Annotated in this window: 25 protein-coding genes; 9 read left to right on the forward strand and 16 right to left on the reverse strand. The window is 70.7% G+C overall.

The window, feature by feature from the left end:
• Positions 1-8: 8 nt before the first annotated feature.
• The 6 genes from OG245_RS07860 to OG245_RS07885 all read right to left on the reverse strand — a co-directional run bounded on the left by OG245_RS07860 (position 9) and on the right by OG245_RS07885 (position 5,807).
• On the reverse strand, positions 9-1,277 hold the full coding sequence (locus tag OG245_RS07860; RefSeq protein ID WP_371622804.1) for a cysteine desulfurase: 1,269 nt from the start codon (positions 1,275-1,277) through the stop codon (positions 9-11).
• The gene (sufC, locus tag OG245_RS07865) at positions 1,274-2,038 is read right to left on the reverse strand and encodes a Fe-S cluster assembly ATPase SufC (RefSeq protein WP_371622805.1); all 765 of its coding nucleotides are present in this window, start codon (positions 2,036-2,038) and stop codon (positions 1,274-1,276) included. The genes OG245_RS07860 and sufC overlap by 4 nt, the downstream gene beginning before the upstream one ends.
• Positions 2,039-2,045: 7 nt before the next feature.
• Positions 2,046-2,363: a bifunctional 3-phenylpropionate/cinnamic acid dioxygenase ferredoxin subunit gene (locus OG245_RS07870; RefSeq protein ID WP_356841302.1), complete on the reverse strand. Its 318-nt coding sequence runs from the start codon at positions 2,361-2,363 to the stop codon at positions 2,046-2,048.
• Positions 2,363-3,544, reverse strand: coding sequence for a Fe-S cluster assembly protein SufD (gene sufD, locus OG245_RS07875; RefSeq protein ID WP_371622806.1), 1,182 nt, complete (start codon positions 3,542-3,544; stop codon positions 2,363-2,365). The genes OG245_RS07870 and sufD overlap by 1 nt, the downstream gene beginning before the upstream one ends.
• Before the next feature lie 101 nt (positions 3,545-3,645).
• The gene (sufB, locus tag OG245_RS07880) at positions 3,646-5,067 is read right to left on the reverse strand and encodes a Fe-S cluster assembly protein SufB (RefSeq protein WP_007448476.1); all 1,422 of its coding nucleotides are present in this window, start codon (positions 5,065-5,067) and stop codon (positions 3,646-3,648) included.
• The gene (locus OG245_RS07885; RefSeq protein WP_050358183.1) at positions 5,064-5,807 is read right to left on the reverse strand and encodes a metalloregulator ArsR/SmtB family transcription factor; all 744 of its coding nucleotides are present in this window, start codon (positions 5,805-5,807) and stop codon (positions 5,064-5,066) included. Before OG245_RS07885 ends, sufB begins: the two co-directional genes overlap by 4 nt.
• Positions 5,808-5,943: 136 nt before the next feature.
• On the opposite strand from OG245_RS07885, the gene OG245_RS07890 reads away from it, so the two are divergent.
• From OG245_RS07890 to OG245_RS07900, 3 genes are all read left to right on the forward strand, one after another.
• The gene (locus OG245_RS07890; RefSeq protein ID WP_371622807.1) at positions 5,944-6,885 is read left to right on the forward strand and encodes an ABC transporter ATP-binding protein; all 942 of its coding nucleotides are present in this window, start codon (positions 5,944-5,946) and stop codon (positions 6,883-6,885) included.
• Entirely contained in the window at positions 6,882-7,649 is a 768-nt protein-coding gene (locus OG245_RS07895; RefSeq protein ID WP_371622808.1) for an ABC transporter permease, read from the forward strand. The genes OG245_RS07890 and OG245_RS07895 overlap by 4 nt, the downstream gene beginning before the upstream one ends.
• 87 nt (positions 7,650-7,736) lie before the next feature.
• Complete coding sequence (locus tag OG245_RS07900) at positions 7,737-8,723, forward strand: heme A synthase (protein WP_371622809.1); 987 nt, start codon at positions 7,737-7,739, stop codon at positions 8,721-8,723.
• Between the two features lie 222 nt (positions 8,724-8,945).
• Here OG245_RS07900 and OG245_RS07905 read toward each other — a convergent pair whose 3' ends face one another.
• A complete protein-coding gene (locus OG245_RS07905) occupies positions 8,946-9,323 on the reverse strand; it encodes a hypothetical protein (protein WP_371622810.1) in 378 nt (125 codons plus the stop codon).
• A gap of 85 nt (positions 9,324-9,408) precedes the next feature.
• A complete protein-coding gene (locus OG245_RS07910; RefSeq protein ID WP_371622811.1) occupies positions 9,409-10,362 on the reverse strand; it encodes a heme o synthase in 954 nt (317 codons plus the stop codon).
• A 285-nt stretch (positions 10,363-10,647) separates the two neighbouring features.
• Between OG245_RS07910 and tkt the strand changes: the two genes are divergently transcribed.
• From tkt to OG245_RS07940, 6 genes are all read left to right on the forward strand, one after another.
• Positions 10,648-12,750, forward strand: coding sequence for a transketolase (gene tkt, locus OG245_RS07915; protein ID WP_371622812.1), 2,103 nt, complete (start codon positions 10,648-10,650; stop codon positions 12,748-12,750).
• 34 nt (positions 12,751-12,784) lie between these two features.
• Positions 12,785-13,903, forward strand: a complete 1,119-nt coding sequence (tal, locus tag OG245_RS07920) for a transaldolase (RefSeq protein WP_371622813.1) — start codon at positions 12,785-12,787, stop codon at positions 13,901-13,903.
• Between the two features lie 5 nt (positions 13,904-13,908).
• A complete protein-coding gene (gene zwf / locus OG245_RS07925) occupies positions 13,909-15,441 on the forward strand; it encodes a glucose-6-phosphate dehydrogenase (protein ID WP_371622814.1) in 1,533 nt (510 codons plus the stop codon).
• Complete coding sequence (gene opcA / locus OG245_RS07930) at positions 15,438-16,478, forward strand: glucose-6-phosphate dehydrogenase assembly protein OpcA (protein ID WP_371622815.1); 1,041 nt, start codon at positions 15,438-15,440, stop codon at positions 16,476-16,478. Before zwf ends, opcA begins: the two co-directional genes overlap by 4 nt.
• Complete coding sequence (gene pgl, locus OG245_RS07935; protein ID WP_371622816.1) at positions 16,475-17,257, forward strand: 6-phosphogluconolactonase; 783 nt, start codon at positions 16,475-16,477, stop codon at positions 17,255-17,257. Before opcA ends, pgl begins: the two co-directional genes overlap by 4 nt.
• A 73-nt stretch (positions 17,258-17,330) precedes the next feature.
• Positions 17,331-17,693: a VOC family protein gene (locus OG245_RS07940; RefSeq protein ID WP_371622817.1), complete on the forward strand. Its 363-nt coding sequence runs from the start codon at positions 17,331-17,333 to the stop codon at positions 17,691-17,693.
• Between the two features lie 21 nt (positions 17,694-17,714).
• On the opposite strand, the gene OG245_RS07945 is transcribed toward OG245_RS07940, so the two are convergent.
• From OG245_RS07945 to pgk, 8 genes are all read right to left on the reverse strand, one after another.
• The gene (locus tag OG245_RS07945) at positions 17,715-17,876 is read right to left on the reverse strand and encodes a hypothetical protein (protein ID WP_371622818.1); all 162 of its coding nucleotides are present in this window, start codon (positions 17,874-17,876) and stop codon (positions 17,715-17,717) included.
• A complete protein-coding gene (locus OG245_RS07950; RefSeq protein WP_371622819.1) occupies positions 17,873-19,390 on the reverse strand; it encodes a PH domain-containing protein in 1,518 nt (505 codons plus the stop codon). The genes OG245_RS07945 and OG245_RS07950 overlap by 4 nt, the downstream gene beginning before the upstream one ends.
• On the reverse strand, positions 19,387-19,893 hold the full coding sequence (locus tag OG245_RS07955) for a PH domain-containing protein (RefSeq protein WP_371622820.1): 507 nt from the start codon (positions 19,891-19,893) through the stop codon (positions 19,387-19,389). Before OG245_RS07955 ends, OG245_RS07950 begins: the two co-directional genes overlap by 4 nt.
• Positions 19,894-19,897: 4 nt before the next feature.
• Positions 19,898-21,556 carry a glucose-6-phosphate isomerase gene (pgi, locus tag OG245_RS07960; RefSeq protein ID WP_371622821.1) on the reverse strand — a complete coding sequence of 553 codons (1,659 nt, stop codon included), beginning with the start codon at positions 21,554-21,556 and terminating at the stop codon, positions 19,898-19,900.
• Positions 21,557-21,730: 174 nt separating this feature from the next.
• Positions 21,731-22,066 carry an RNA polymerase-binding protein RbpA gene (locus OG245_RS07965; RefSeq protein ID WP_006123681.1) on the reverse strand — a complete coding sequence of 112 codons (336 nt, stop codon included), beginning with the start codon at positions 22,064-22,066 and terminating at the stop codon, positions 21,731-21,733.
• A 105-nt stretch (positions 22,067-22,171) separates the two neighbouring features.
• Positions 22,172-22,408, reverse strand: a complete 237-nt coding sequence (gene secG, locus OG245_RS07970) for a preprotein translocase subunit SecG (protein ID WP_003969872.1) — start codon at positions 22,406-22,408, stop codon at positions 22,172-22,174.
• Between the two features lie 116 nt (positions 22,409-22,524).
• Positions 22,525-23,301 (reverse strand): triose-phosphate isomerase, encoded by a 777-nt coding sequence (gene tpiA, locus OG245_RS07975; RefSeq protein ID WP_371622822.1) that lies wholly within the window; start codon positions 23,299-23,301, stop codon positions 22,525-22,527.
• A gap of 6 nt (positions 23,302-23,307) precedes the next feature.
• Positions 23,308-24,519, reverse strand: coding sequence for a phosphoglycerate kinase (gene pgk, locus OG245_RS07980; protein ID WP_371622823.1), 1,212 nt, complete (start codon positions 24,517-24,519; stop codon positions 23,308-23,310).
• Positions 24,520-24,719: the final 200 nt, after the last annotated feature.

A 24,719-nucleotide genomic window follows, 5' to 3' on the forward strand; every position in this document is an offset into this window, starting at 1 on the left:
GTCAACCCTCAGCCGAAGAAGTTCCGGACGTGCTCCAGTCCGTCCACCAGGGCGTCGACCTCGGCGGGCGTGGAGTACAGATAGAACGACGCTCGCGTCGTCGCGGGAATTCCGTACCGCAGGCAGACCGGGCGCGCGCAGTGGTGGCCGACCCGGACGCAGATACCCATCTCGTCGAGCACCTGGCCCACGTCGTGCGGGTGGATGTCGCCGAGCGTGAAGGAGATCGTGGCCCCGCGGTCCTCGGCCGTCGCCGGGCCGATGATCCGCAGGTCCGGTACCTCCAGGAGACGCTTCACCGCGTACTCGGTGATCGCCTTCTCGTGCTGGTGGATCTTCTCCATGCCGATCGAGGAGAGGTAGTCCACGGCCGCGCCGAGGCCGACGGCCTGGGCGATCGGGGGCGTACCGGCCTCGAACTTGTGCGGCGCGGGCGCGTACGTCGAGGAGTGCATCGACACGGTCTCGATCATCTCGCCGCCGCCGAGGAACGGGGGCAGGTCCTCCAGGAGCTCCTGCCGTCCCCACAGCACGCCGATGCCCGTCGGGCCGACCATCTTGTGACCGGTGAAGGCCACGAAGTCGGCCTGGAGCGCCTGCACGTCGAGCACCATGTGCGGGGCCGCCTGCGAGGCGTCGATGCAGACCAGCGCGCCGACCTGCTGGGCGCGGCGGATGATCTGCTCGACCGGGTTGACGGTGCCCAGGATGTTGGAGACCAGCGTGAAGGAGACGATCTTCGTCTTCTCGGTGATGATCTCGTCGATGTTCGACAGGTCGAGCCGGCCGTCGTCGGTGATGCCGAACCACTTCAGCTTCGCGCCGGTGCGCTGCGAGAGCAGCTGCCACGGCACGATGTTGGAGTGGTGCTCCATCTCCGTGGTGACGATCTCGGTCTCACGGTCCACCCGATAGGGCTCATCCGCCCAGCCGAGCATGTTCGCCACGAGGTTGAGCGACTCCGAGGCGTTCTTCGTGAAGATCACCTCGTCGCGGCTGGGTGCGTTGATGAAGGCGGCGACCTTGTCGCGGGCGCCCTCGTACAGCGCGGTTGCCTCCTCGGCGATCGTGTAGACGCCGCGGTGCACGTTCGCGTTGTGCCGCTCGTAGTACGCGTTGAGCGCGTCGAGGACCTGGCGCGGCTTCTGCGAGGTCGCCGCGGAGTCCAGGTAAACGATCTTCTTGCCGTCGTGGACCGTGCGGTCCAGGATCGGGAAGTCCTTGCGGATCGCCTCGGTGTCGAGGAGGCCGGTGAGCCCCTGTCGGGCGTCAGTCACGCGGAAGCGCCACCCTTCGTGTAGGCCTCGTAGCCCTCGTTCTCCAGCTGGTCGGCCAGCTCGGCGCCGCCGGAGGCCGCGATACGGCCGTTGGCGAAGACGTGCACGAAGTCGGGCTTGATGTACTTCAGGATGCGGGTGTAGTGCGTGATCAGCAGGGTGCCGACCTCGCCGGACTCGCGGACCCGGTTGACGCCCTCGGAGACGGTCTTGAGCGCGTCGACGTCCAGGCCGGAGTCGGTCTCGTCCAGGACGGCGATCTTCGGCTTGAGGAGCTCCAGCTGGAGGATCTCGTGGCGCTTCTTCTCACCGCCGGAGAAGCCCTCGTTGACGTTGCGCTCGGCGAAGGACGGGTCCATCTGGAGCCCGGCCATCGTCTCCTTGACCTCCTTGACCCACGTACGCAGCTTGGGGGCCTCGCCGCGGATGGCGGTGGCGGAGGTGCGCAGGAAGTTGGAGACCGAGACACCGGGGATCTCGACCGGGTACTGCATGGCGAGGAACAGGCCGGCGCGGGCCCGCTCGTCGACGGACATCTCCAGGACGTCCTCGCCGTCCAGGGTGACCGTGCCACCGGTGATCGTGTACTTGGGGTGACCCGCGAGCGAGTACGCGAGGGTGGACTTGCCGGACCCGTTGGGGCCCATGATGGCGTGGGTCTCGCCCTGCTTCACGGTCAGGTCGACGCCCTTGAGGATCTCCTTCGTGGCGTTGTCGGCCTCGACGGAAACGTGCAGGTCGCGGATTTCAAGCGTTGCCATGGGTGACTCAGGACTCCTGGGTGACGGAGACGAGCACATCGTCCCCTTCGATCTTTACGGGGTATACGGGGACGGGGCGCGTCGCGGGAAGGCCGGACGGCTTGCCGGTGCGGAGGTCGAACGACGATCCGTGCAGCCAGCACTCGATCGAGCAGTCCTCCACCTCGCCCTCCGAGAGGGACACGTTCGCGTGCGAGCAGATGTCGTTGATCGCGAACACCTCGCCCTCGGTGCGGACGACGGAGACGGGCGTGCCGTCGAGCTCCACCCGCTTGGGGGTGTCGTCCTCCAGCTCGCTCAGCGCACAGGCCTTGACGAAGGACATCAGACGGACGCCTTCAGCTCGGCCTCGATCTTCTCGATGAGGCGCGCCTCGACGTCCGGCAGACCGATCTGCTGGACCAGCTCGGCGAAGAAGCCGCGCACGACGAGACGGCGGGCCTCCTCGGCCGGGATGCCGCGGGACTGGAGGTAGAAGAGCTGCTCGTCGTCGAAGCGGCCGGTCGCCGAGGCGTGGCCGGCGCCGACGATCTCGCCGGTCTCGATCTCCAGGTTGGGCACGGAGTCGACCCGGGCGCCGTCGGTGAGGACGAGGTTCCGGTTCATCTCGTAGGTGTCGGTGCCCTCGGCCGCGGCCTGGATGAGGACGTCGCCGATCCAGACGGCGTGCGCGCCGTCGCCCTGGAGGGCGCCCTTGTACACCGCGTTGGACTTGCAGTGCGGGGTGTTGTGGTCGACCAGGAGGCGGTGCTCCTGGTGCTGGCCCTTGTCGGTGAAGTACAGGCCGAAGAGCTCCGCCTCGCCGCCGGGGGCCGCGTAGGCCACCCGGGGGTGCAGGCGGACGACATCGCCGCCGAAGGTGACGACGATCGACTTGAACGAGGCGTCCCGGCCGACCAGCGCGTTGTGCTGGCCGACGTGGACGGCCGTGTCGTCCCAGTCCTGGACGGAGACGACGGTCAGCTTCGCGCCGTCGCCCAGCACGTAGTCGACGTTGGCGGCGAGCACCGCGTCACCGGTGTGGTCGATGACGACGACGGCCTCGGCGAAGGCGCCCAGCTGGATGAGCTGGTGGCCGTAGGCGACGCCGCCCTCGCCGTGCACGGCGATCCGGACCGGCTCGGTGAGCACGGCTTCCTTGGCGACCGTGACGATCGAGGCCTGCTCGAAGGAGCTGTACGCCTGGGCGGCGACCCGGTCCACCGGGGTGCCGGCCTTGCCGAGCCGGGAGTCGTCGCGGCCGACGGTCTCGACGGTGACGCCCTCGGGGGCCTCGATGGCGACCTTCACGCCGCCGCCGTTCGCGACCGCGGTGCCGTCGTGCAGTCCGCGCAGCCGCTCCAGCGGCGTGAAGCGCCACTCCTCCTCGCGGCCGTGCGGGACGGGGAAGTCCGCGACGTCGAAGGACGGGGGTGCGCTCATGCGGGTGGCGACGGTCGACTCGGCGGCCACCGCGATGGAGCCGGCGGTGGTGGAGCCCACCGGAGTGTTCTGAGCCTCAGCCATGGCTGTCGTAGTGCTCGCTTTCTCAGTCAAGAAGGGGGGTGGTTCGGTGGGAGTGCGGGGACGGCCGCGAACGGCCGTCCCGGTGGTCCTCGGACGAGGACCTAGCCGACCGAACCCTCCATCTGCAGCTCGATCAGCCGGTTGAGCTCCAGGGCGTACTCCATGGGCAGCTCCTTCGCGATCGGCTCGACGAAGCCGCGCACGATCATCGCCATGGCCTCGAACTCGGTGAGTCCGCGGCTCATGAGGTAGAAGAGCTGGTCCTCGGAGACCTTGGAGACGGTCGCCTCGTGGCCCATCGACACGTCGTCCTCGCGGACGTCGACGTAGGGGTAGGTGTCCGAGCGGGAGATCGTGTCGACGAGCAGAGCGTCGCAGAGCACGTTGGACTTCGCGCCCGGCGCGCCCTCGCCGATCTCGATCAGACCGCGGTAGGACGTACGGCCGCCGCCTCGCGCCACCGACTTGGAGACGATGTTGGAGGAGGTGTTCGGGGCCATGTGGACCATCTTGGCGCCGGCGTCCTGGTGCTGGCCCTCGCCCGCGAAGGCGATGGACAGGGTCTCGCCCTTGGCGTGCTCGCCCATCAGGTAGACGGCCGGGTACTTCATGGTGACCTTGGAGCCGATGTTGCCGTCGACCCACTCCATGGTCGCGCCCTCGTAGGCCACGGCCCGCTTGGTGACGAGGTTGTAGACGTTGTTCGACCAGTTCTGGATGGTCGTGTAGCGGCAGCGGCCGCCCTTCTTCACGATGATCTCGACCACGGCGCTGTGCAGCGAGTCCGAGGAGTAGATCGGGGCGGTGCAGCCCTCGACGTAGTGGACGTAGGCGTCCTCGTCGACGATGATCAGCGTCCGCTCGAACTGGCCCATGTTCTCCGTGTTGATACGGAAGTAGGCCTGGAGCGGGATGTCCACGTGGACGCCCTTGGGCACGTAGATGAACGAGCCGCCGGACCACACGGCCGAGTTCAGCGAGGCGAACTTGTTGTCACCGACGGGGATGACGGTGCCGAAGTACTCCTTGAAGAGCTCCGGGTGCTCCTTCAGCGCGGTGTCGGTGTCCATGAAGATGACACCCTGCGCCTCCAGCTCCTCGTTGATCTGGTGGTAGACGACCTCGGACTCGTACTGCGCGGCGACGCCGGCGACGAGGCGCTGCTTCTCCGCCTCGGGGATGCCGAGCTTGTCGTACGTGTTCTTGATGTCCTCGGGCAGGTCCTCCCAGGAGGCCGCCTGCTTCTCCGTGGACCGCACGAAGTACTTGATGTTGTCGAAGTCGATGCCCGACAGGTCGGAGCCCCAGTTCGGCATGGGCTTCTTGCCGAAGAGCTTGAGGCCCTTGAGCCGCAGCTTCAGCATCCACTCGGGCTCGTTCTTCTTCTCCGAGATGTCGCGGACGACAGCCTCGGAGAGGCCGCGCTTCGCCGCCGCGCCTGCCGCGTCGGAGTCGGCCCAGCCGAATTCGTACGTACCCAGACCCTCGAGCTCAGGGTGGGCAGTCTCCGTGGGGAGCGTCATGCGGGGTTCCTCCCGGCCGTGCTTGCAGATGCTGAATGGGTGGTCTGTGGGGGTGCTGCGTGGCCACTTCTCGGCACGTAGGTCGTGCACACACCATCGCCGTGGGCGAGGGTGGCCAGACGCTGCACATGGGTCCCGAGGAGGCTGGAGAAGAATTCCGTCTCCGCCTCGCACAGCTGTGGGAACTGCTCGGCGACATGCGCCACCGGGCAGTGGTGCTGGCACAGCTGCTCGCCCTGCTGCGGGCCCGGCGCGCTTCGCGCCATAGCAGCGTACCCGTCGGCCGACAGGGCCTTGGCCAGGGCCTCGGTGCGCCCTTCGGGCTCCGCGGCCTCGACCACGGCGCGGTACGCCTCGCCCACCGCGGCCATCCGGGCGCGGGCGAAGGCGAGGACCGCCTCGTCGCCCCCGGACGCGGCGATGAAGCGCAGGGCGTCGGCGGCCAGCTTGTCGTAGGACTGGTCGAAGGCGTCCCGGCCGCAGTCCGTCAGGGCGAACACCTTGGCGGGCCTGCCGCGGGTCCGCGCCCCGTAGACCCGCTGTTCGCGGGCTTCGACGACATCGTCGGAGACGAGGGCGTCCAAGTGGCGGCGGACGGCGGCCTGGGTGAGGCCGACGCGCTTGGCGAGGTCCGCGACGGTGGAGGGGCCGTGGTCCAGGATGGAGCGCGCGACCCGGTTGCGCGTCGAGCGCTCACCGGTCGCGAGTTCCTCCTGGGGAGCCCGTCCGTCGTATTTCACAACACCATTGTTGCGTAATTCATTCGACTCTGACAACCACGGTCCGGAACGATCAACGGTGTGGTTCGTCACTTAGGGTTACCTAATCTGGCCCCGGGAGACACCCCCTCCGGAACGCTGCCTAGACTGGTGCGCCATGGAGAACGAGCCCGTCGTACAGGTCAAGGGCCTGGTGAAGCGGTACGGCACGAAGACCGCGGTGAACGGCCTCGATCTGGTGGTCGCGACCGGCGCGGTGACCGCCGTCCTCGGCCCGAACGGCGCCGGGAAGACCACCACGATCGAGACCTGCGAGGGCTACCGCCGCCCCGACGCCGGCACCGTACGGGTCCTCGGCCTCGATCCGGTCGCCGACGCGGAGCGGCTGCGTCCGCGGATCGGGGTGATGCTCCAGTCCGGCGGCGTCTACTCCGGAGCGCGCGCCGACGAGATGCTCCGCCACATGGCCAGGCTGCACGCCCACCCCCTCGACGTGGACGCCCTGATCGAACGCCTCGGCCTGGGCGACTGCGGCCGCACCACCTACCGGCGGCTCTCCGGCGGCCAGCAGCAGCGCCTCTCGCTGGCCATGGCGGTCGTCGGCCGGCCCGAGCTGGTCTTCCTGGACGAGCCGACCGCCGGGCTCGACCCGTCGGCCCGCCGCTCCACCTGGGAGCTGGTGCGCGAGCTGCGCGCCGACGGCGTGTCCGTGGTGCTGACGACCCACTTCATGGACGAGGCCGAGGCGCTCGCCGACGACGTCGCGATCATCGACGCGGGCCGGGTCATCGCCCGGGGCAGCCCGGAGGCGCTCTGCCGGAGCGGCGCGGAGAACACCCTGCGCTTCACCGGCCGCCCGGGCCTCGACCTCGGCTCGCTCGTCAAGGCGCTGCCCGACGGCTCCGGGGCCGCGGAGCCGCTGCCGGGGACGTACCGGATCACCGGGTCCATCGACCCGCAGCTGCTGGCCACGGTGACCTCCTGGTGCGCCCAGCACGGCGTGATGCCCGAGGGCATCTCCGTGGAGCGGCACACCCTGGAGGACGTCTTCCTCGAACTGACCGGCAAGAAGCTGGCCGGCAAGGAGCTGCGCGCATGAGCGCCGGTACGTACACCCCGCGCCCCGGCGCGGCCCCGCTCCCCCGGATGATCGCCGCGCAGACCGCGCTGGAGACCCGGATGCTGCTGCGCAACGGCGAGCAGCTGCTGCTGACGGTGATCATCCCGACGCTGCTGCTGGTGCTGTTCAGCGCGGTCGACATCGTGGACACCGGCTCGGGCGCGTCGGTCGACTTCCTGGCCCCGGGCATCCTGGCGCTCGCCGTGATGTCCACCGCCTTCACCGGTCAGGCCATCGCCACCGGCTTCGAACGCCGTTACGGGGTCCTCAAGCGGCTCGGGGCCTCCCCGCTGCCCCGCTGGGCGCTGATGACCGCGAAGACGCTGTCGGTGCTGGTCACCGAGGTGCTCCAGATCGTGCTGCTGGCCGCCATCGCCCTGGCGCTCGGCTGGTCCCCGCAGGGCAATCCGCTCGCCGTGCTGCTGCTCCTCGTCCTGGGGACCGCCGCGTTCTCCGGGCTCGGGCTGCTGATGGCGGGGACGCTCAAGGCGGAGGCGACGCTCGCCGCCGCCAACCTGGTGTTCCTGCTGCTGCTGGTCGGCGGCGGGGTCATCGTGCCGCTGGAGAAGTTCCCGGACGCCGTGCGGTCGGTGCTGGGGCTGCTGCCCGTGTCGGCCCTCTCCGAGGGCCTGCGGGACGTCCTCCAGCACGGCGCGTCGATGCCGTGGGCCCAGGCCGGGATCCTGGCGGTGTGGGCCGTGCTGGGGCTCGGCGCGGCGGCGAGGTTCTTCCGCTGGGAGTAGCCCGCGGGGGCCGTACGGCTGGACGTGTCCGGGCAACCGGGTACGAACCCACCCCCTCGTGAAATCATGCACAAGCCCCGTCCTACGATGGTCCGCGTGGAAACCCCCATCTCCCTCATCGCCAAGCGCTGGACGCCGTCCACCAAGGTGGTGAAGCGCGCCGCGCTCTCCGCCGTCATGATGAGCGTCTTCATCATCGTCACCGGCGGGGCCGTCCGGCTCACCGGTTCGGGCCTCGGCTGCGACACCTGGCCCAAGTGCACCGACGACAGTCTGTTCGCGACGCCCGAACAGGGGCTGCACGGCGCGATCGAGTTCGGCAACCGGATGCTGACCTACGTCCTGTCGGCCGCGGTGGGCTGGGCGATCATCGCCATCAGTTCGGCCAAGCCGCGTCGCCGCAAGCTCGCCCGGCTGGGCTGGCTGCAGTTCTGGATCGTGCTGGGCAACGCCGTCCTCGGCGGGATCACGGTCTGGGCGGGCCTCAACCCCTGGACGGTGGCCGGTCACTTCCTGCTGGCCAACGCGCTCCTCGCGGTCGCCGTGATCACCTGGGTGCGGGTCGGCGAGGGCGACGGCCCGCCGCGCCCCCGGACCCCGCTGCCGGTGCGGCGCCTGGCCTGGGCGATCGTGGCGACCACGGTGGTCCTGATCGTGCTGGGCACCTCGGTGACCGGGTCCGGCAAGCACGCCGGCGACAGCAGCGACGTACCGCGCATGCCGTGGGACTGGTCGGCCGCCGCCCATGTGCACGCCATCTCCGCCTGGGTCGTCTGCGCCCTGGCCATCGCGATGTGGCTGGCCCTGCGGGTGGTCGACGCGCCCGCCGACACCCGGGCCCGCGCCCGCGACCTGCTGGTCGTGCTGCTCGCCCAGGGTGCGATCGGATACGTCCAGTACTTCAGCGACGTCCCCGAGATCCTGGTCGGCGTCCACATGTTCGGTTCGGCCATCCTGTGGATCGCCGTGATCCGGCTGGTGCTGAGCATGCGCGAGCGCGGCGACGACGCACCCGCCCCGCTGCCCGGCCCGTCCGCCGAGCGGCCGGAGACGGCACCGGCGACGGCGGTCTGACGGACATCCGTCACTGAGGGGCGGCGGGCCGCGGTGGCCCGCCGCCCCTCACGTGTGCCGCGGCCCCTCGCTCCGGCCCGTGCACCCGGTGCGCGTTGCCCGACCCGACCAGCGCGGCGACCCGGACCGCGTGCCGGTCGTCCGGGGCTCCCCGGGAAGGCGTGCTGACGCACTGCCCAACGGGTGGGGGCCCCGGGCGGGACACCGTCCGAGGTGGACGCCTCAGCGGTCGTTGGAGGGACCGCCGACCTGGATCCCGGCCATCCGGGACCACTCGTACGGGCCGGTGCGGACCTTGAGCGCGAACTCGCCGTCGAACTCCTCGTGCACCGTGATGCCGGACTTCCGCGCCGCGCTCTCGGCCACCGCGTAGGTCGGGGCCACGAGGTCGCCCCAGGCGCCGTCCTCGCCGACCAGGACGATGCGGGCGCCCGCCTGGCCGATGTAGGCGACCTGTCCCTCGGCACCGCCGTGCTCCTTGGCGAAGGCGCCGATCTCGCGGGCCAGCTTCGCCGCCCTGCGCTCGGCTCGGGCCGCCTTCCTGGCGTCCGTGCGTGAGGTCTGCCCGCCGTCGATTGCGTCTGCTGCCGTCTCTGCCATGAACAGGATGCTACCGACGGGTAGATGAACTGGCGACGGGCGGGTCGCGTGGCCTGTGCCACGCGACCCGCCCGTCGGGGACGTCCTAGTGGAGGAAGGGGTCCACCGCGACCGCGAGGAAGAGGAGCGAGACGTAGGTGATGGACCAGTGGAAGAGCCGCATCTCCTTGAGCTTGGCCCCGGTCACCCCGGCCTTGGCCCGGTTCTGGAGGCCGTGGGCCTCCCAGAGCCAGGCGCCGCCGGACAGCAGCGCCACCGCGGTGTAGAACCAGCCGGTGTAGCCGAGCGGGGTGAGCAGCAGCGAGACCGCGACCATCACCCAGCTGTAGACGACGATCTGCTGGGCGACCACCCGGTTGGAGGCGACCACCGGGAGCATCGGGACGCCGACCCGGGCGTAGTCGTCCTTGACCTTCATCGACAGCGGCCAGTAGTGCGGCGGCGTCCAGAAGAAGATGACGGCGAAGAGGATGACCGCGGCCCAGGAGAGCTCGTTCGTCACGGCGGACCAGCCGATGAGGACCGGCATGCAGCCCGCGATACCGCCCCAGACGATGTTCTGGGAGGTGCGGCGCTTCAGCAGCATCGTGTACACGACGACGTAGAAGAGCAGCGCGCCGAGCGCGAGAGCGGCCGAGAGCCAGTTGACGAGCAGCCCGAACCAGACCGTCGAGATCACCGCGAGGGCGATGCCGAAGGCGAGGCACTCGCGGGGGCTGACCATGCCGGTGACCAGCGGGCGCTGGGACGTCCGGTCCATCAGCGCGTCGATGTCCCGGTCGATGTACATGTTCAGCGCGTTGGCACCGCCGGCGGAGAGATATCCCCCGATGGTGGTGGTGAGGACGAGCCACAGGTCGGGTACACCCTGGGCAGCGAGGAACATCACCGGAACGGTGGTGATGAGCAACAGCTCGATGATCCGTGGCTTGGTAAGAGCCACGAAAGCCTTGACGCGGGCCCCGAACGGGCGATGGCCCCCCGGGCTGGGAGTCAAGGCGACCCCTGCGGGTCGGGACTCGACGGCCGTCACGCACACCCCTGACAGAGAAATCCCAGCAAGCTCCGGGCGAAGAGGCCCGGTGAAGACTTGCGCGAACCCGTTCACTCTAGACGTTGCGGATACGCCGCCCATCGCGGGGGTGGGGTCGTGTTGAGGGTGACTGTTCGCCGGATGTGCATTCCGCCGGGAGGCGAACTCCTCGGGTCGCCCACACCCTGGAAAGTGCTCGGAAAGTGTGCCTGTCAACGGGGGTAGGCTCGACAGCGCCCGGTGCGGTCACAGTCACCGGTTTACGACAGTGGAGAGGAGCCCTGACTCAGGGTGAGCATCAAGCCGACCACCGCAGACCTCCAGTGGACCGATTTGGACCAGCGGGCCGTGGACACCGCCCGCGTTCTCGCCGCGGACGCCGTACAGAAAGTCGGAAACGGCCACCCGGGCACGGCGATGAGCCTGGCTCCCGCCGCGTACACCCTCTTCCAGAAGGTGATGCGGCACGACCCCGCGGACGCCGAGTGGACCGGCCGCGACCGGTTCGTCCTCTCCGCCGGCCACTCCAGCCTGACGCTCTACATCCAGCTCTACCTGGCCGGCTACGGCCTGGAGCTGGACGACCTCAAGGCCTTCCGCACCTGGGGCTCCACGACCCCGGGCCACCCGGAGTACGGCCACACCACCGGTGTCGAGACGACGACCGGGCCGCTGGGCCAGGGTGTCGCCAACGCGGTGGGCATGGCGATGGCCGCCCGCTACGAGCGCGGCCTCTTCGACCCCGAGGCGGCCCCCGGCGCCTCCCCGTTCGACCACATGGTGTGGGTCGTCGCGGGTGACGGCTGCCTCCAGGAGGGCATCTCGGCCGAGGCGTCCTCGCTGGCCGGGCACCAGAAGCTGGGCAACCTGGTCCTGCTCTGGGACGACAACCACATCTCCATCGAGGGCGACACGGAGACCGCGGTCTCCGAGGACACCATCAAGCGGTACGAGGCGTACGGCTGGCACGTCCAGCGTGTCGACCAGCTCCCCAGCGGCGACCTGGACCCGGCGGGTCTGTACGCGGCGCTGCAGGCGGCCAGGGCCGAGACCGAGCGCCCCTCGTTCATCGCGGCCCGCTCGATCATCGCCTGGCCCGCCCCGAACGCCCAGAACACCGAGGCCGCGCACGGCTCGGCGCTCGGCGACGACGAGGTCGCCGCGACCAAGCGGGTCCTCGGCTTCGATCCGGAGCAGACCTTCGAGGTCTCCGACGCCGTCATCGGCCACACCCGTGAGGCCCTGGACCGCGGCCGCGAGGCCCGCGCCGAGTGGGACAAGTCGTTCGCCGCGTGGCGCACCGCCAACCCGGAGCGCGCCGCCTCCTTCGACCGGATCGCCGCGGGCGAGCTGCCCGAGGGCTGGGAGGAGAAGCTCCCCGTCTTCGAGCCCGGCAAGGGCCTGGCCACCCGCGCGGCCTCCGGCAAGGTGCTCCAGGCGCTCGGCGAGATCGTGCCCGAGCTGTGGGGCGGCTCCGCCGACCTCGCGGGCTCCAACAACACCACGATCGACAAGACGTCCTCGTTCCTCCCGGCGGGCAACCCGCTGCCGGAGGCCGACCCGTACGGCCGGACGATCCACTTCGGCATCCGCGAGCACGCCATGGCCGCCGCCATGAACGGCATCGCGCTGCACGGCAACACCCGCATCTACGGCGGCACCTTCCTGGTGTTCTCCGACTACATGCGCAACGCGGTGCGACTGTCCGCGCTGATGCACCTGCCGGTGACGTACGTCTGGACGCACGACTCGATCGGCCTCGGCGAGGACGGTCCCACCCACCAGCCGGTCGAGCACCTGGCCGCGCTGCGCGCCATCCCGGGCCTGAACATCGTGCGCCCGGCGGACGCCAACGAGACCGCCATCGCCTGGCGCGAGATCCTGCGCCGCTACACCAAGGTGTTCGGCAAGGGCGCCCCGCACGGTCTGGCGCTGACCCGCCAGGGCGTGCCGACGTACGAGGCGAACGAGAACGCGGCCAAGGGCGGCTACGTCCTGTTCGAGGCCGAAGGATCCCCCGGGGAGACCGCGGCGCCGCAGGTGCTGCTGATCGCGACCGGTTCCGAGGTCCACGTGGCCGTCGGGGCGCGCGAGCAGCTCCAGGCGGCCGGTGTGCCGACCCGGGTGGTCTCGATGCCGTCGGTCGAGTGGTTCGAGGAGCAGGACCAGGCGTACAAGGACAGCGTGCTGCCCCCGTCGGTGAAGGCGCGCGTCGCCGTCGAGGCGGGCATCGGCCTGACCTGGTACCGGTACGTGGGCGACGCGGGCCGGATCGTCTCGCTGGAGCACTTCGGGGCCTCGGCCGACGCGAAGGTGCTGTTCCGCGAGTTCGGCTTCACGCCGGAGCACGTGGCCGCCGCCGCGCGGGAATCTCTCGAAGCCGCCGCGCGCTGACGCCGGTAGATACGACTAGTAGGAGATGCAACTCATGACAGACGCACTCAAGCGCCTCTCCGACGAGGGCGTGGCGATCTGGCTCGACGACCTGTCGCGCAAGCGGATCACGTCCGGCAACCTGGCCGAGCTGATCGACCAGAGCCACGTCGTCGGCGTCACCACCAACCCGTCGATCTTCCAGAAGGCGATCTCCTCGGGCGACGGTTACGAGCAGCAGCTCACCGACCTCGCCGCCCGCAAGGTCACCGTCGAGGAAGCCCTGCGCATGATCACGACGGCGGACGTCCGCGACGCCGCCGACATCCTGCGCCCGGTCTTCGACGCCACGGACGGCCAGGACGGCCGGGTCTCCATCGAGGTGGACCCGCGCCTGGCCCACAACACCACGGCCACCGTCGCCGAGGCCAAGCAGCTGGCGTGGCTGGTCGACCGGCCGAACACGCTCATCAAGATCCCGGCGACCAAGGCAGGTCTGCCGGCGATCACCGAGACGATCGGCCGGGGCATCAGCGTCAACGTGACGCTGATCTTCTCGCTGGAGCGCTACCGCGCCGTCATGGACGCCTACCTGGCGGGCCTGGAGAAGGCGAAGGCCGCGGGCCTGGACCTCTCCAAGATCCACTCGGTGGCCTCGTTCTTCGTATCGCGGGTGGACACCGAGATCGACAAGCGGCTGGACGCCCTCGGCTCCGACGAGGCGAAGGCGGCCAAGGGCAAGTCCGCGCTGGCCAACGCCCGGCTGGCCTACGAGGCGTACGAGGAGGTCTTCTCCTCCGACCGCTGGGCTCCCCTGGACAAGGCGCAGGCCAACAAGCAGCGTCCGCTGTGGGCCTCGACCGGCGTCAAGGACCCGGCCCTGAAGGACACGCTGTACGTCGACGACCTGGTGGCGCCGAACACGGTGAACACCATGCCGGAGGCGACGCTGGAGGCGGTGGCCGACCACGGCGAGATCACCGGCAACACCGTCGCCGGCGGTTACGACCGGGCGCGCGCCGACCTCGACGCGATCAAGAAGCTCGGCATCGCGTACGACGACGTCGTGCAGGTGCTGGAGGACGAGGGCGTCGAGAAGTTCGAGGCGTCCTGGAACGACCTGCTCAAGTCGACCGAGGCGGAGCTCTCGCGCCTCGCCCCCTCGGAGGGCTGACCACTTTGTCTGCTGTTCCCGGAGCCAACCCGCTCCGTGACGCACAGGACCGACGGCTTCCGCGTATCGCGGGGCCGTCGGGCCTGGTCATCTTTGGCGTCACGGGTGATTTGTCCCGTAAAAAGCTGATGCCCGCCGTCTACGACCTGGCCAATCGCGGCCTGCTGCCGCCGGGCTTCTCGCTCATCGGCTTCGCGCGCCGCGACTGGGAGGACGAGGACTTCGCCCAGGTCGTCCACGACGCCGTCAAGGAGCACGCCCGTACGCCGTTCCGCGAGGAGGTCTGGCAGCAGCTCATCCAGGGGATGCGCTTCGTCCAGGGCAACTTCGACGACGACGAGGCCTTCGAGACGCTGAAGTCGACCATCCAGGAGCTCGACAAGGCCCAGGGGACCGGCGGTAACTTCGCCTTCTACCTCTCGGTGCCGCCCAAGTTCTTCCCCAAGGTCGTCCAGCAGCTGAAGAAGCACGGCCTGGCCGACCAGAAGGAGGGCTCCTGGCGGCGTGCCGTCATCGAGAAGCCGTTCGGCCACGACCTGGCCAGCGCGCAGGAGCTCAACCAGCTCGTGCACGACGTCTTCCCGCCCAACGAGGTCTTCCGGATCGACCACTACCTGGGCAAGGAGACGGTCCAGAACATCCTGGCGCTGCGGTTCGCCAACACGATGTTCGAGCCGATCTGGAACCGGTCCTACGTCGACCACGTACAGATCACGATGGCCGAGGACATCGGCATCGGCGGCCGGGCCGGCTACTACGACGGCATCGGCGCCGCCCGTGACGTCATCCAGAACCACCTGCTCCAGCTGCTGGCGCTGACCGCGATGGAGGAGCCCGGCTCCTTCCACCCGAAGGCCCTGGTCGCCGAGAAGCTCAAGGTCCTCACCGCCGTCGAGCTGCCCGACGACCTCGGCAAGCACACCGTGCGCGCCCAGTACGAGCACGCGTGGCAGGGCGGCCAGGAGGTCCTCGGCTACTGCGAGGAGGAGGGCATCGACCCCAAGTCGACGACCGACACCTACGCGGCGATCAAGCTGACGATCAACAACCGCCGCTGGGCGGGCGTGCCGTTCTACCTCCGCACCGGAAAGCGGCTCGGCCGCCGGGTCACGGAGATCGCGGTCGTCTTCAAGCGCGCGCCCTATCTGCCCTTCGAGTCCGGCGCCACGGAGGAGCTGGGCGGCAACGCCCTGGTCATCCGGGTCCAGCCGGACGAGGGCGTCACCGTGCGCTTCGGCTCCAAGGTGCCCGGCACCTCGATGGAGGTCCGGGACGTCACGATGGACTTCGCGTACGGCGAGTCGTTCACGGAGTCCAGCCCGGAGGCGTACGAGCGGCTCCTCCTGGACGTCCTGCTCGGCGACGCCAACCTCTTCCCGCGCCACCAGGAGGTCGAGCTGTCCTGGAACATCCTCGACCCGATCGAGAAGTTCTGGGACAAGCACGGCAAGCCCGCGAAGTACCCGGCCGGCACCTGGGGCCCGGCCGAGGCGGACGAGATGCTCGCACGCGACGGACGGAGCTGGAGGCGGCCATGAAGATCGATCTCACGGAAACCACGTCCAGCAAGATCAACCAGGCGCTGGTGGCGGCCCGCCGGGCCATCGGCACCCCCGCCATCGGCATGGTCCTCACGCTGGTCATCGTCACCGACGAGGAGAACGCGTACGACGCGCTCAAGTCGGCCGGCGACGCCTCCCGCGAGCACCCCTCGCGGATCATCGCGGTGATCAAGCGGGTCAGCCGCTCACCACGGGCCCGCCGGGACGCCCGGCTCGACGCCGAGGTGCGGGTCGGCTCCGACGCGGGCACCGGCGAGACCGTCGTCCTGCGTCTGCACGGCGAACTGGCCAACCACGCCCAGTCGGTGGTGCTTCCGCTGCTGCTGCCGGACGCGCCGGTCGTGGTGTGGTGGCCCGAGGGCGCGCCCTCCGACCCGGCGAAGGACCCGCTCGGGGCCCTCGCCCAGCGCCGGATCACCGACACCTACTCGGCCGAGCGCCCCATCGAGGCACTGGCGGTGCGGGCGGCGTCGTACAGCCCGGGCGACACCGACCTGGCGTGGACACGGATCACCCCGTGGCGCTCCATGCTGGCCGCGTCGCTGGACCAGCAGCCCGCCGAGGTGATCGGCGCGACCGTCGAGGGCGAGAGCGACAACCCGAGCTGCGAGCTGCTCGCCATGTGGCTCGCGGACCGGCTCGACGTCCCGGTGGAACGCACGGTCTCCGAGGGCCCCGGCCTCACGGCGGTCCGGATGGAGACGAAGAACGGCGTCATCGTCCTCGACCGCGCGGACGGCACGCTGGCCACGCTCTCCATGCACAACCAGCCGGACCGCGGGGTGGCGCTCAAGCGGCGCGACACCGCCGAACTGCTGGCGGAGGAGCTGCGGCGGCTCGACCCGGACAACACCTACGCGTCCGCGGTGAAGTACGGCGTCGACCGGCTGCACGCGGGCGGCGAGGCCAAGGCCGCGCCGGCCGGGAACGCCGAGGAGAAGGCGGAGAAGGCCACCGGGGCCGCGGCTCCCGCCGCGAAGAAGGCCCCGGCCAGGAAGGCGGCGTCGAAGTGACGCCTCCCCAGCTGGTCGTGCACCGCGACAAGGAGCTGATGGCGCAGGCCGCGGCGGCCCGGCTGATCACGAGGATCGTGGACGCCCAGGCCTCCCGGGGCCACGCCTCGGTGGTGCTGACCGGCGGGCGCAACGGCAACGGCCTGCTGGCCGCGCTCGCCGCCGCGCCCGCCCGGGACGCGGTCGACTGGGCGCGCCTGGACCTGTGGTGGGGCGACGAGCGGTTCCTGCCCGAGGGCGACCCGGAGCGCAATGTCACCCAGGCCCGTGAGGCGCTGCTCGACGCGGTGCCGCTGGACCCGGCCCGGGTGCACGCGATGCCCGCGTCCGACGGCCCGTACGGCGACGACGCGGACGCGGCGGCGGCCGGCTACGCCGCCGAACTGGCCGCGGCCGCGGGCCCGGAGGATCACGACGCGGTCCCCACGTTCGACGTGCTGATGCTGGGCGTCGGCCCGGACACGCACGTGGCCTCGCTCTTCCCGGAGCTGCCCGCGGTACGGGAGACCGAGCGCACCGTCGTCGGTGTGCACGGGGCTCCGAAGCCGCCTCCGGTCCGCGTCTCGCTGACGCTGCCGGCGATCCGCGCGGCGCGTGAGGTGTGGCTGCTGGCGGCGGGCGAGGACAAGGCCGAGGCGGCGGCGATCGCGCTGTCCGGTGCCGGGGAGATCCAGGCCCCGGCGGCCGGCGCGTACGGGCGGAGCCGCACGCTGTGGCTGCTGGACTCCGCGGCGGCCTCGCAGCTGCCGCGCGCGCTGTACCCGCAGGCCTCCGCCTGACCCCCGACAACCCTCGCAGGCCCGGACCGCTCCCACCGAGCGGTCCGGGCCTGCGGCGTGAAAGGCTCGGCCCATGGTGCATATCGGAACCGTGGTGATGGGCGCGTCCGACGTGGGGCGGGCCGCCGCCTTCTGGAAGGCGGCGCTCCGGTACACCGAGCGCGAGCCCGGGACGGACGACTGGGTGGTGCTGGTACCGGTGGAGGGACCCGGTGTGGGGCTCTCGCTGGGACGCTCCGTCTCTCCCGTCCAGGAGGTGCCCCGGGTCCACCTCGACCTCTACTCCGACACCCGGGAGGCCGAGGTGGAGCGGCTGATCGGGCTCGGCGCCGAACGGGTCGCCTGGGAGCTGTATCCCCCGGACCCGGACTTCGTGGTGCTCGCCGACCCCGAGGGCAACCGCTTCTGCGTCATCGACACGACGTACGGCGGCTGACGGCGGCCCGGGCTCCCGGGGTCAGAGGACGACCTGGTCCGTGCCCTTCTCCAGCTCGGTGATCGCGGCCCGGCAGGCGCCGACGAAGCGGTCGAAGACCGGGGTCGTGCTCCCGGCCCGGCCCACGCGGGTGTTGCCGACACCGCCCCCGCCGCACAGGGGGCCTCCTGTGCGGTCCGTCACACGCCGGTGCCCCCGGTGCGCTCCAGGAAGGGCTCCAGGAGGCCCGGCACCGCCTCGGCGGCGAAGGCGAGTCCCTCGGCCGCGTCGGCGTCGTACACCGTGTAGGCGCCCCCGCCGGCGGCGGTGGTGGCCGTGATGCTCACCAGCCCGGCCCGCCGCTGGAAGACCGACTGCCTGACCGTCCAGCCGATCACCCCGGCCCGCTCCAGGGCGGCGGTGGAGCGGCGGACCGTGCCGGAGCGGGTGACCAGGTAGCGCCCGGATACGGCGTGCCCGAGCCCCCGGTACGCGTCCAGGGCGAGCGCCACCGCCACGGGGACGGACACCACCGCGCAGCCGAGCGCGATCCACAGCAGCACGGGGGTGAGCAGCGCCCCGAGGACGGCCAGGACCAGGACCGGTCCGAGGGCCGCGGCGAGCGACCAGCGCAGCCGGCGCCCCCGGGCGGCGCGCGGGTGGCGGACGAGCGCGGCTCCGGTCGGGGCGGCCGCCTCGCGCAGCACGTCGGCGGCGACGGTGTCGGCCCGGGTCCTCGGCGCGGCCGGGAGCAGGGTGTTGTGGTCGGCGTTCCTGGCCTCGTCGTCCTTGGCGAGACCGGTGGTGATGGCGTCGAGGCGGGCCGCGCCGAGCAGCCGTACGCCCAGGGGCTCGACCAGGTCGACACCGCGCAGCCGGGCCTCCTCCACGGAGATGGACCGGGAGGTGAACAGTCCGCGCCGCACTCGCAGGGTGCCGCCGGGCTCGCGCTCCAGCCGGTAGTTCCACCACATCTCGATCCAGAGGCCGAGCGCCCCGACGACGCCCGCGACCAGGGCGGCGAGGGCCAGGACGACGATCATCCAGAGCAGCGGCGTGTCCCGGAAGAGGTCGCCGACCCACTCGATGACCTCGCTCTGGGCCCCGACCCATTCGCTGACCTGCATCACGGCCCCGGCGGCGGCGCCGCCGAGCATGGGGGCGACGAAGGAGACCGGTGCGTAGCGGATCCAGCGGGGGTCCAGGACGGCCAGTTCGCCCTCGCGGTGGACGCCGGGCGGTGCGGTGGCGGCGCGCTCCAGCAGGAGGCGGCGCAGCCGTTCGCCTTCGGCCCGGGTGACCGGGTCCAGTTCGAGGGTGGAGTCGTGGCCCTGCTCGCCGGTGCCGATCCTGACGGTGACCAGACGGAGGAGGCGGAGCATCGGGTTGGCGGTGAGGTCGACGGTGCGGATGCGGCTGCGGGCCAGGGAGCGGCGCTTGACGAGGAGGAGGCCGGTGTGGAGGTCGACGCGCTCCTCGCCGATCCGGTAGCGCGTGCGGTGCCAGCGGACGCGGTCGGCGCCCGCCGCGGCCCCGATGACCACGACGGCTCCGGCGAGCACCTGGAGCACGGCGGCGGGCAGGCTGAACCACCGGGTGAGCCCGAGCGTGACGGGGACGGCCGCGCCCGCGACGACCCCCGCCACGACGAGGGCGGTGACCAGGACCGTACGGGGGTCGAGGCGGCGCCAGTCGGCGGGCGGGGCGGCGGTGCTCATGTGGCGTCGCCGGGCGTGTCGCGGGTGATCCGGGTGAGCTGCTGGGCGAGGTCGGCGGCGACCTCGTGGTCCAGGCCCGCGATCCGCACCGCGCCCTTGGCGGAGGCGGTGGTGACCGTGACGGTGGCGAGCCGGAAGAGCTGTTCCAGCGGGCCCCGTACGGTGTCGACGGTCTGGATGCGGGACATCGGGGCGATCCGCCACTCCTGCCGGAAGAACCCGGTGCGGACGTACACCGCGTCCTCGGTGATCTCCCAGCGGTGCGTACGGAACCACCACAGGGGGAGGAGGACGGCGGCCGCCGTGCCCGCCCCGGCCAGGACCGCGGCGGGCAGCAGCAGCCAGAAGCGGGCGGGCTCGATCAGCGCGCCCAGCACCACGAGCGGCACGACGGGCGCGGCCGCCAGCAGCAGCCACTGGGCCCGCCACCAGCCGACGGCGCGCTCGTTCACCGTGTTGCGCGGCGGCCGGAGCACTACCGCCGTCCCCTCCCCCTGGGTCATCGGCTCAGCGCCCGCGCAGCGTGCGGTAGGCGTCGACCAGGGCGGCGGTGGAGCTGTCCAGCTCCCCGGCGTCCGCGCCCCCGTCACCGGTCAGCAGCGGTTCGATCTTCTTGGCGAGGACCTTGCCGAGCTCCACGCCCCACTGGTCGAAGGAGTCGATGCTCCAGATCGCGCCCTGGACGAAGACCTTGTGCTCGTACAGCGCGATGAGCTGGCCGAGGACCGAGGGCGTCAGCTTGTCGGCGAGGATCGTCGTGGTGGGGTGGTTGCCCCGGAACGTCTTGTGCGGGACCAGCTCCTCGGGGACTCCTTCCGCCCGGACCTCCTCGGGCGTCTTTCCGAAGGCGAGGGCCTGGGTCTGGGCGAAGAAGTTGGCCATCAGCAGGTCGTGCTGGGCGATCAGACCGGGCAGCAGGTCGTGGACCGGGGCGGCGAAGCCGATGAAGTCGGCCGGGATCATCTTGGTGCCCTGGTGGATCAACTGGTAGTACGCGTGCTGCCCGTTGGTGCCGGGTGTGCCCCAGACGACCGGTCCGGTCTGCCAGTCGACGGGGTCGCCGTCGCGGTCCACGGACTTGCCGTTGGACTCCATGTCGAGCTGCTGGAGGTACGCGGTGAACTTGGACAGGTAGTGGCTGTACGGCAGCACCGCGTGCGACTGGGCGTCGAAGAAGTTGCCGTACCAGACGCCGAGGAGGCCGAGGAGGAGCGGCGCGTTCTCCTCGGCGGGGGCGGTGCGGAAGTGCTCGTCGACGAGGTGGAAGCCGTCGAGCATCTCGCGGAAGCGGTCCGGTCCGATGGCGACCATCAGCGAGAGGCCGATCGCCGAGTCGAAGGAGTAGCGGCCGCCGACCCAGTCCCAGAACTCGAACATGTTGGCCGTGTCGATGCCGAAGTCCTCGACCTTCTCGGCATTGGTCGACAGGGCCACGAAGTGCTGGGCGACGGCGTCCTGACCGGCCTTCAGCTCGGTCAGCAGCCAGTCCCGGGCGGACGTGGCGTTGGTGATGGTCTCGATCGTCGTGAACGTCTTCGAGGCGATGACGAACAGCGTCTCGGCCGGGTCGAGGTCACGGACGGCCTCGTGCAGGTCGGCGCCGTCGACGTTGGAGACGAAGCGGAGGGTGAGCGCGCGGTCGGTGAACGAGCGCAGCACCTCGTACGCCATGGCGGGGCCGAGGTCGGAGCCGCCGATGCCGATGTTGACGATGTTCTTGACGGGCTTGCCGGTGTGGCCGGTCCACTGTCCCGACCGGACCTTCTCGGCGAAGCCGGCCATCTTGTCCAGGACGGCGTGCACGCCCGGTACGACGTTCTCCCCGTCGACCTCGACGACCGCGTCGCGCGGGGCGCGGAGCGCGGTGTGCAGGACCGCCCGGTCCTCGGTGGTGTTGATCTTCTCGCCGCGGAACATCGCGTCCCGCAGCTCCGCGACCCCGGTGGCGGCGGCGAGCTCGCGCAGCAGGCGCAGTGTCTCGTCGGTGACCAGGTGCTTGGAGTAGTCGAGGTGGAGGTCGCCGACCCGGAGGGTGTAGGCGGTGCCGCGCTCCGGCTGCCGTGCGAACAGCTCGCGCAGCTGGGGTGCGCCGAGCTCCTCACGGTGCTGGGCGAGAGCCGTCCACTCGGGCGTCTGGTTGAGCTTGGTTCGGCTTGCTGCGTTCATCCCGGATATCAGCCCACTTCTTCTCGTCACTCAGCATCCCCGCTGCCCCTCCAACCTAATTGATCGAGGAGGCCGAAGGCGTGGGGAGGGGCGGTGGCGCGGGAACGCGATACGGCCGGACACCCGTGGGGTGTCCGGCCGGTGAACGACTGGGTGGTCCGTGGAACGGTGAGGTCAGATCTCGCCGCGGAGTTTGGCCAGCGCCTCGGCGAGGATCGCCTCGCCGTCCTCGTCGCTCCGCCGCTCGCGTACGTACGCCAGATGCGTCTTGTACGGCTCGGTGCGGGGCGGGTCGGGCGGGCTGTCCTTGTCCTGGCCGGCCGGGAAGCCGCAGCGCGGACAGTCCCAGGTGTCCGGCACCTGTGCGTCATGGGCGAAGCTCGGCTGCGTCTCGTGCCCGTTCGAGCACCAGAAGGAGATGCGGGCGCGCGGCGCGGACTCGCCCCGCTCGGCCTCCCCCATCGGCCCCGCTCCGACCCGGCTTCCCCGGATCGCGTTGCCACTTGCCACGGTCGTAACTCCCTGCGTGAGTCGAGCGATGCCCCAGTCTACGTAAGGCCCAACGCGCGTCCAGTGGGAGGAGTTACACCGTCACCGGTATGCGCGGACGACGGGTCAGCTGTCCAGCTTGACGAGCAGACCGAGCACCACGACGCACGCGAACCAGGCCAGGCCGACCACGACGGTGATCCGGTCGAGGTTGCGCTCGGCGACCGAGGAGCCGCCGACGGAGGACTGCATTCCGCCACCGAACATGTCGGAGAGGCCGCCGCCCTTGCCCTTGTGCATGAGCACCAGCAGCATCAGCAGCAGGCTGAAGACGATCAGAGCGATCTGGAACGCCAAAACCACGGCTGGTCCCTACTTTCCGGAATTCTTGACTACTGCGTGTACGTGCACCGGGGGCCGAAGGGCGACTAGCCCCTCCGGCCCCCGCAAGGGTACGACGGATCCGCGCTACCGCATACTCACTGGTCGCGGAAGCGGACGATCTTGACGAACTCGTCGGCGTCCAGCGCGGCGCCGCCGATGAGGGCGCCGTCCACGTCGGGCTGCGCCATGATGGCCGCGACGTTGCCGGACTTCACCGAGCCGCCGTACTGGATACGGACGGCGTCGGCCAGCTCCTGGGAGTACAGCTCGGCCAGCCTGCCGCGGATCGCGCCGCAGACCTCCTGGGCGTCCTCGGGGGTGGCGACCTCGCCGGTCCCGATGGCCCAGACCGGCTCGTAGGCGATCACGATGGTCTCGGCCTGCTCGGCCGGGAGGTCCTTCAGGGCGCCGTCGAGCTGCGCGAGCGTGTAGGAGACCTGGTCACCGGCCTTGCGGATGTCCAGGCCCTCGCCGACGCAGAGGATCGGGGTCAGGCCGTGCTTGTAGGCGGCCTTCACCTTGGCGTTGCAGATCTCGTCGTTCTCGCCGTGGTACTGGCGGCGCTCGCTGTGGCCGACGGCCACGTACGTGCAGCGCAGCTTGGCGAGCATGGGGCCGGAGATCTCACCGGTGTACGCGCCGGAGTCGTGCGCCGAGATGTCCTGGGCGCCGTACTTGATCTTCAGCTTGTCGCCGTCCACCAGGGTCTGCACGGAGCGCAGGTCGGTGAAGGGCGGCAGGACGGCGACCTCGACGTCCTCGTAGTCCTTGTCGGCCAGGGCGAAGGAGAGCTTCTGGACGTGGGCGATGGCCTCGAGGTGGTTGAGGTTCATCTTCCAGTTGCCCGCCATCAGCGGGGTACGGGTGGTCATGAAAGGTCAGTCCTCCAGTGCGGCGAGGCCGGGAAGCGTCTTGCCCTCGAGGTATTCGAGACTCGCGCCGCCACCGGTCGAAATATGTCCGAAAGCATTCTCGTCGAAGCCCAGGATGCGAACGGCCGCGGCGGAGTCGCCACCGCCGACGACGCTGAAGGCCGACGAGTCGACGAGCGCCTGGGCGACCGCGCGGGTGCCGTCGGCGAAGTCGGGGTGCTCGAAGACGCCCATCGGGCCGTTCCAGAAGACGGTGGCCGCGTCGGCGAGCTTCGATGCGTAGAGCTTGTTGGTCTCCGGGCCGTTGTCCAGCCCCATCTGGCCGGCCGGCATGGCGTCGGCGGCGACCGTGGTGGGGTGGGCCGGGGCCTTGGTCTTCAGGTCCGGGAAGGACGGGGCGACCACGACGTCGACGGGGAGGACGAACTCCACGCCCTTCTCCTCGGCGCGTCGCAGGTACTCCTGGACGGCCGGGATCTGGTCCTCCTGGAGCAGCGAGCTGCCGACCTCGTGGCCCTGGGCCTTGAGGAAGGTGTACGCCATGCCGCCGCCGATGAGGATGCGGTCGGCCCGCTCCAGCAGGTGGTCGATCACACCGAGCTTGTCGGAGACCTTGGCGCCGCCGAGGACGACCGCGTAGGGCCGCGCGACGTCGGTGGTGAGCTTCTTCAGGACGCCGACCTCGGTGGCGATGAGGTAGCCCGCGTAGTGCGGGAGCCGGGCCGGGAGGTCGAAGACCGAGGCGTGCTTGCGGTGCACCGCGCCGAAGCCGTCGCCCACGTAGATGTCCGCGAGCCCGGCCAGCCGATCGGCGAAGGCACCGCGCTCGGCGTCGTCCTTGGACGTCTCGCCGGCGTTGAAGCGGAGGTTCTCGATGACCGCGACGCGGCCGTCGGCGAGGCCGCCGACCGTGGCGCGGGCGGACTCGCCGACCGTGTCGGCGGCGAAGGCGACCTCGGCTCCGAGGAGCTCACCGAGGCGGGCGGCGGCGGGCGCCAGCGAGAAGGCCGGGTCCGGGGCGCCCTTGGGGCGGCCGAGGTGCGAGGCGACGACGACACGCGCGCCGGCCTCGGCGAGCTTGGCGATCGTCGGGACGACGGCGCGGATACGGCCGTCGTCGGTGATCGTGGTGCCGTCCAGCGGCACGTTGAGGTCGGCACGGACGAATACCCGCTTGCCCGCGACCCCTTCGGCGAGAAGTTCGTCGATCGTCTTCATCTGTTCCGTTCACTCCTTGGAAGAACCGATGAGCATGCTAGGTCCTGTCGTCGAACTGCCGTCGTCGCCCGAAGGGCGGCCCCGCGGGGTCAGGTGCGTGCTCTCGGTGTGCCGGGGGCGGGTCCTCGTACGGGACGTACTCGGGCCTGTGCCCGGTGCGGCGAGAGCGCGTGCATGGCACCGCGGGGCAGGCGGCAGTT

The sequence above is a fragment of the Streptomyces sp. NBC_01116 genome (genome assembly GCF_041435495.1).
Taxonomy (GTDB): domain Bacteria; phylum Actinomycetota; class Actinomycetes; order Streptomycetales; family Streptomycetaceae; genus Streptomyces.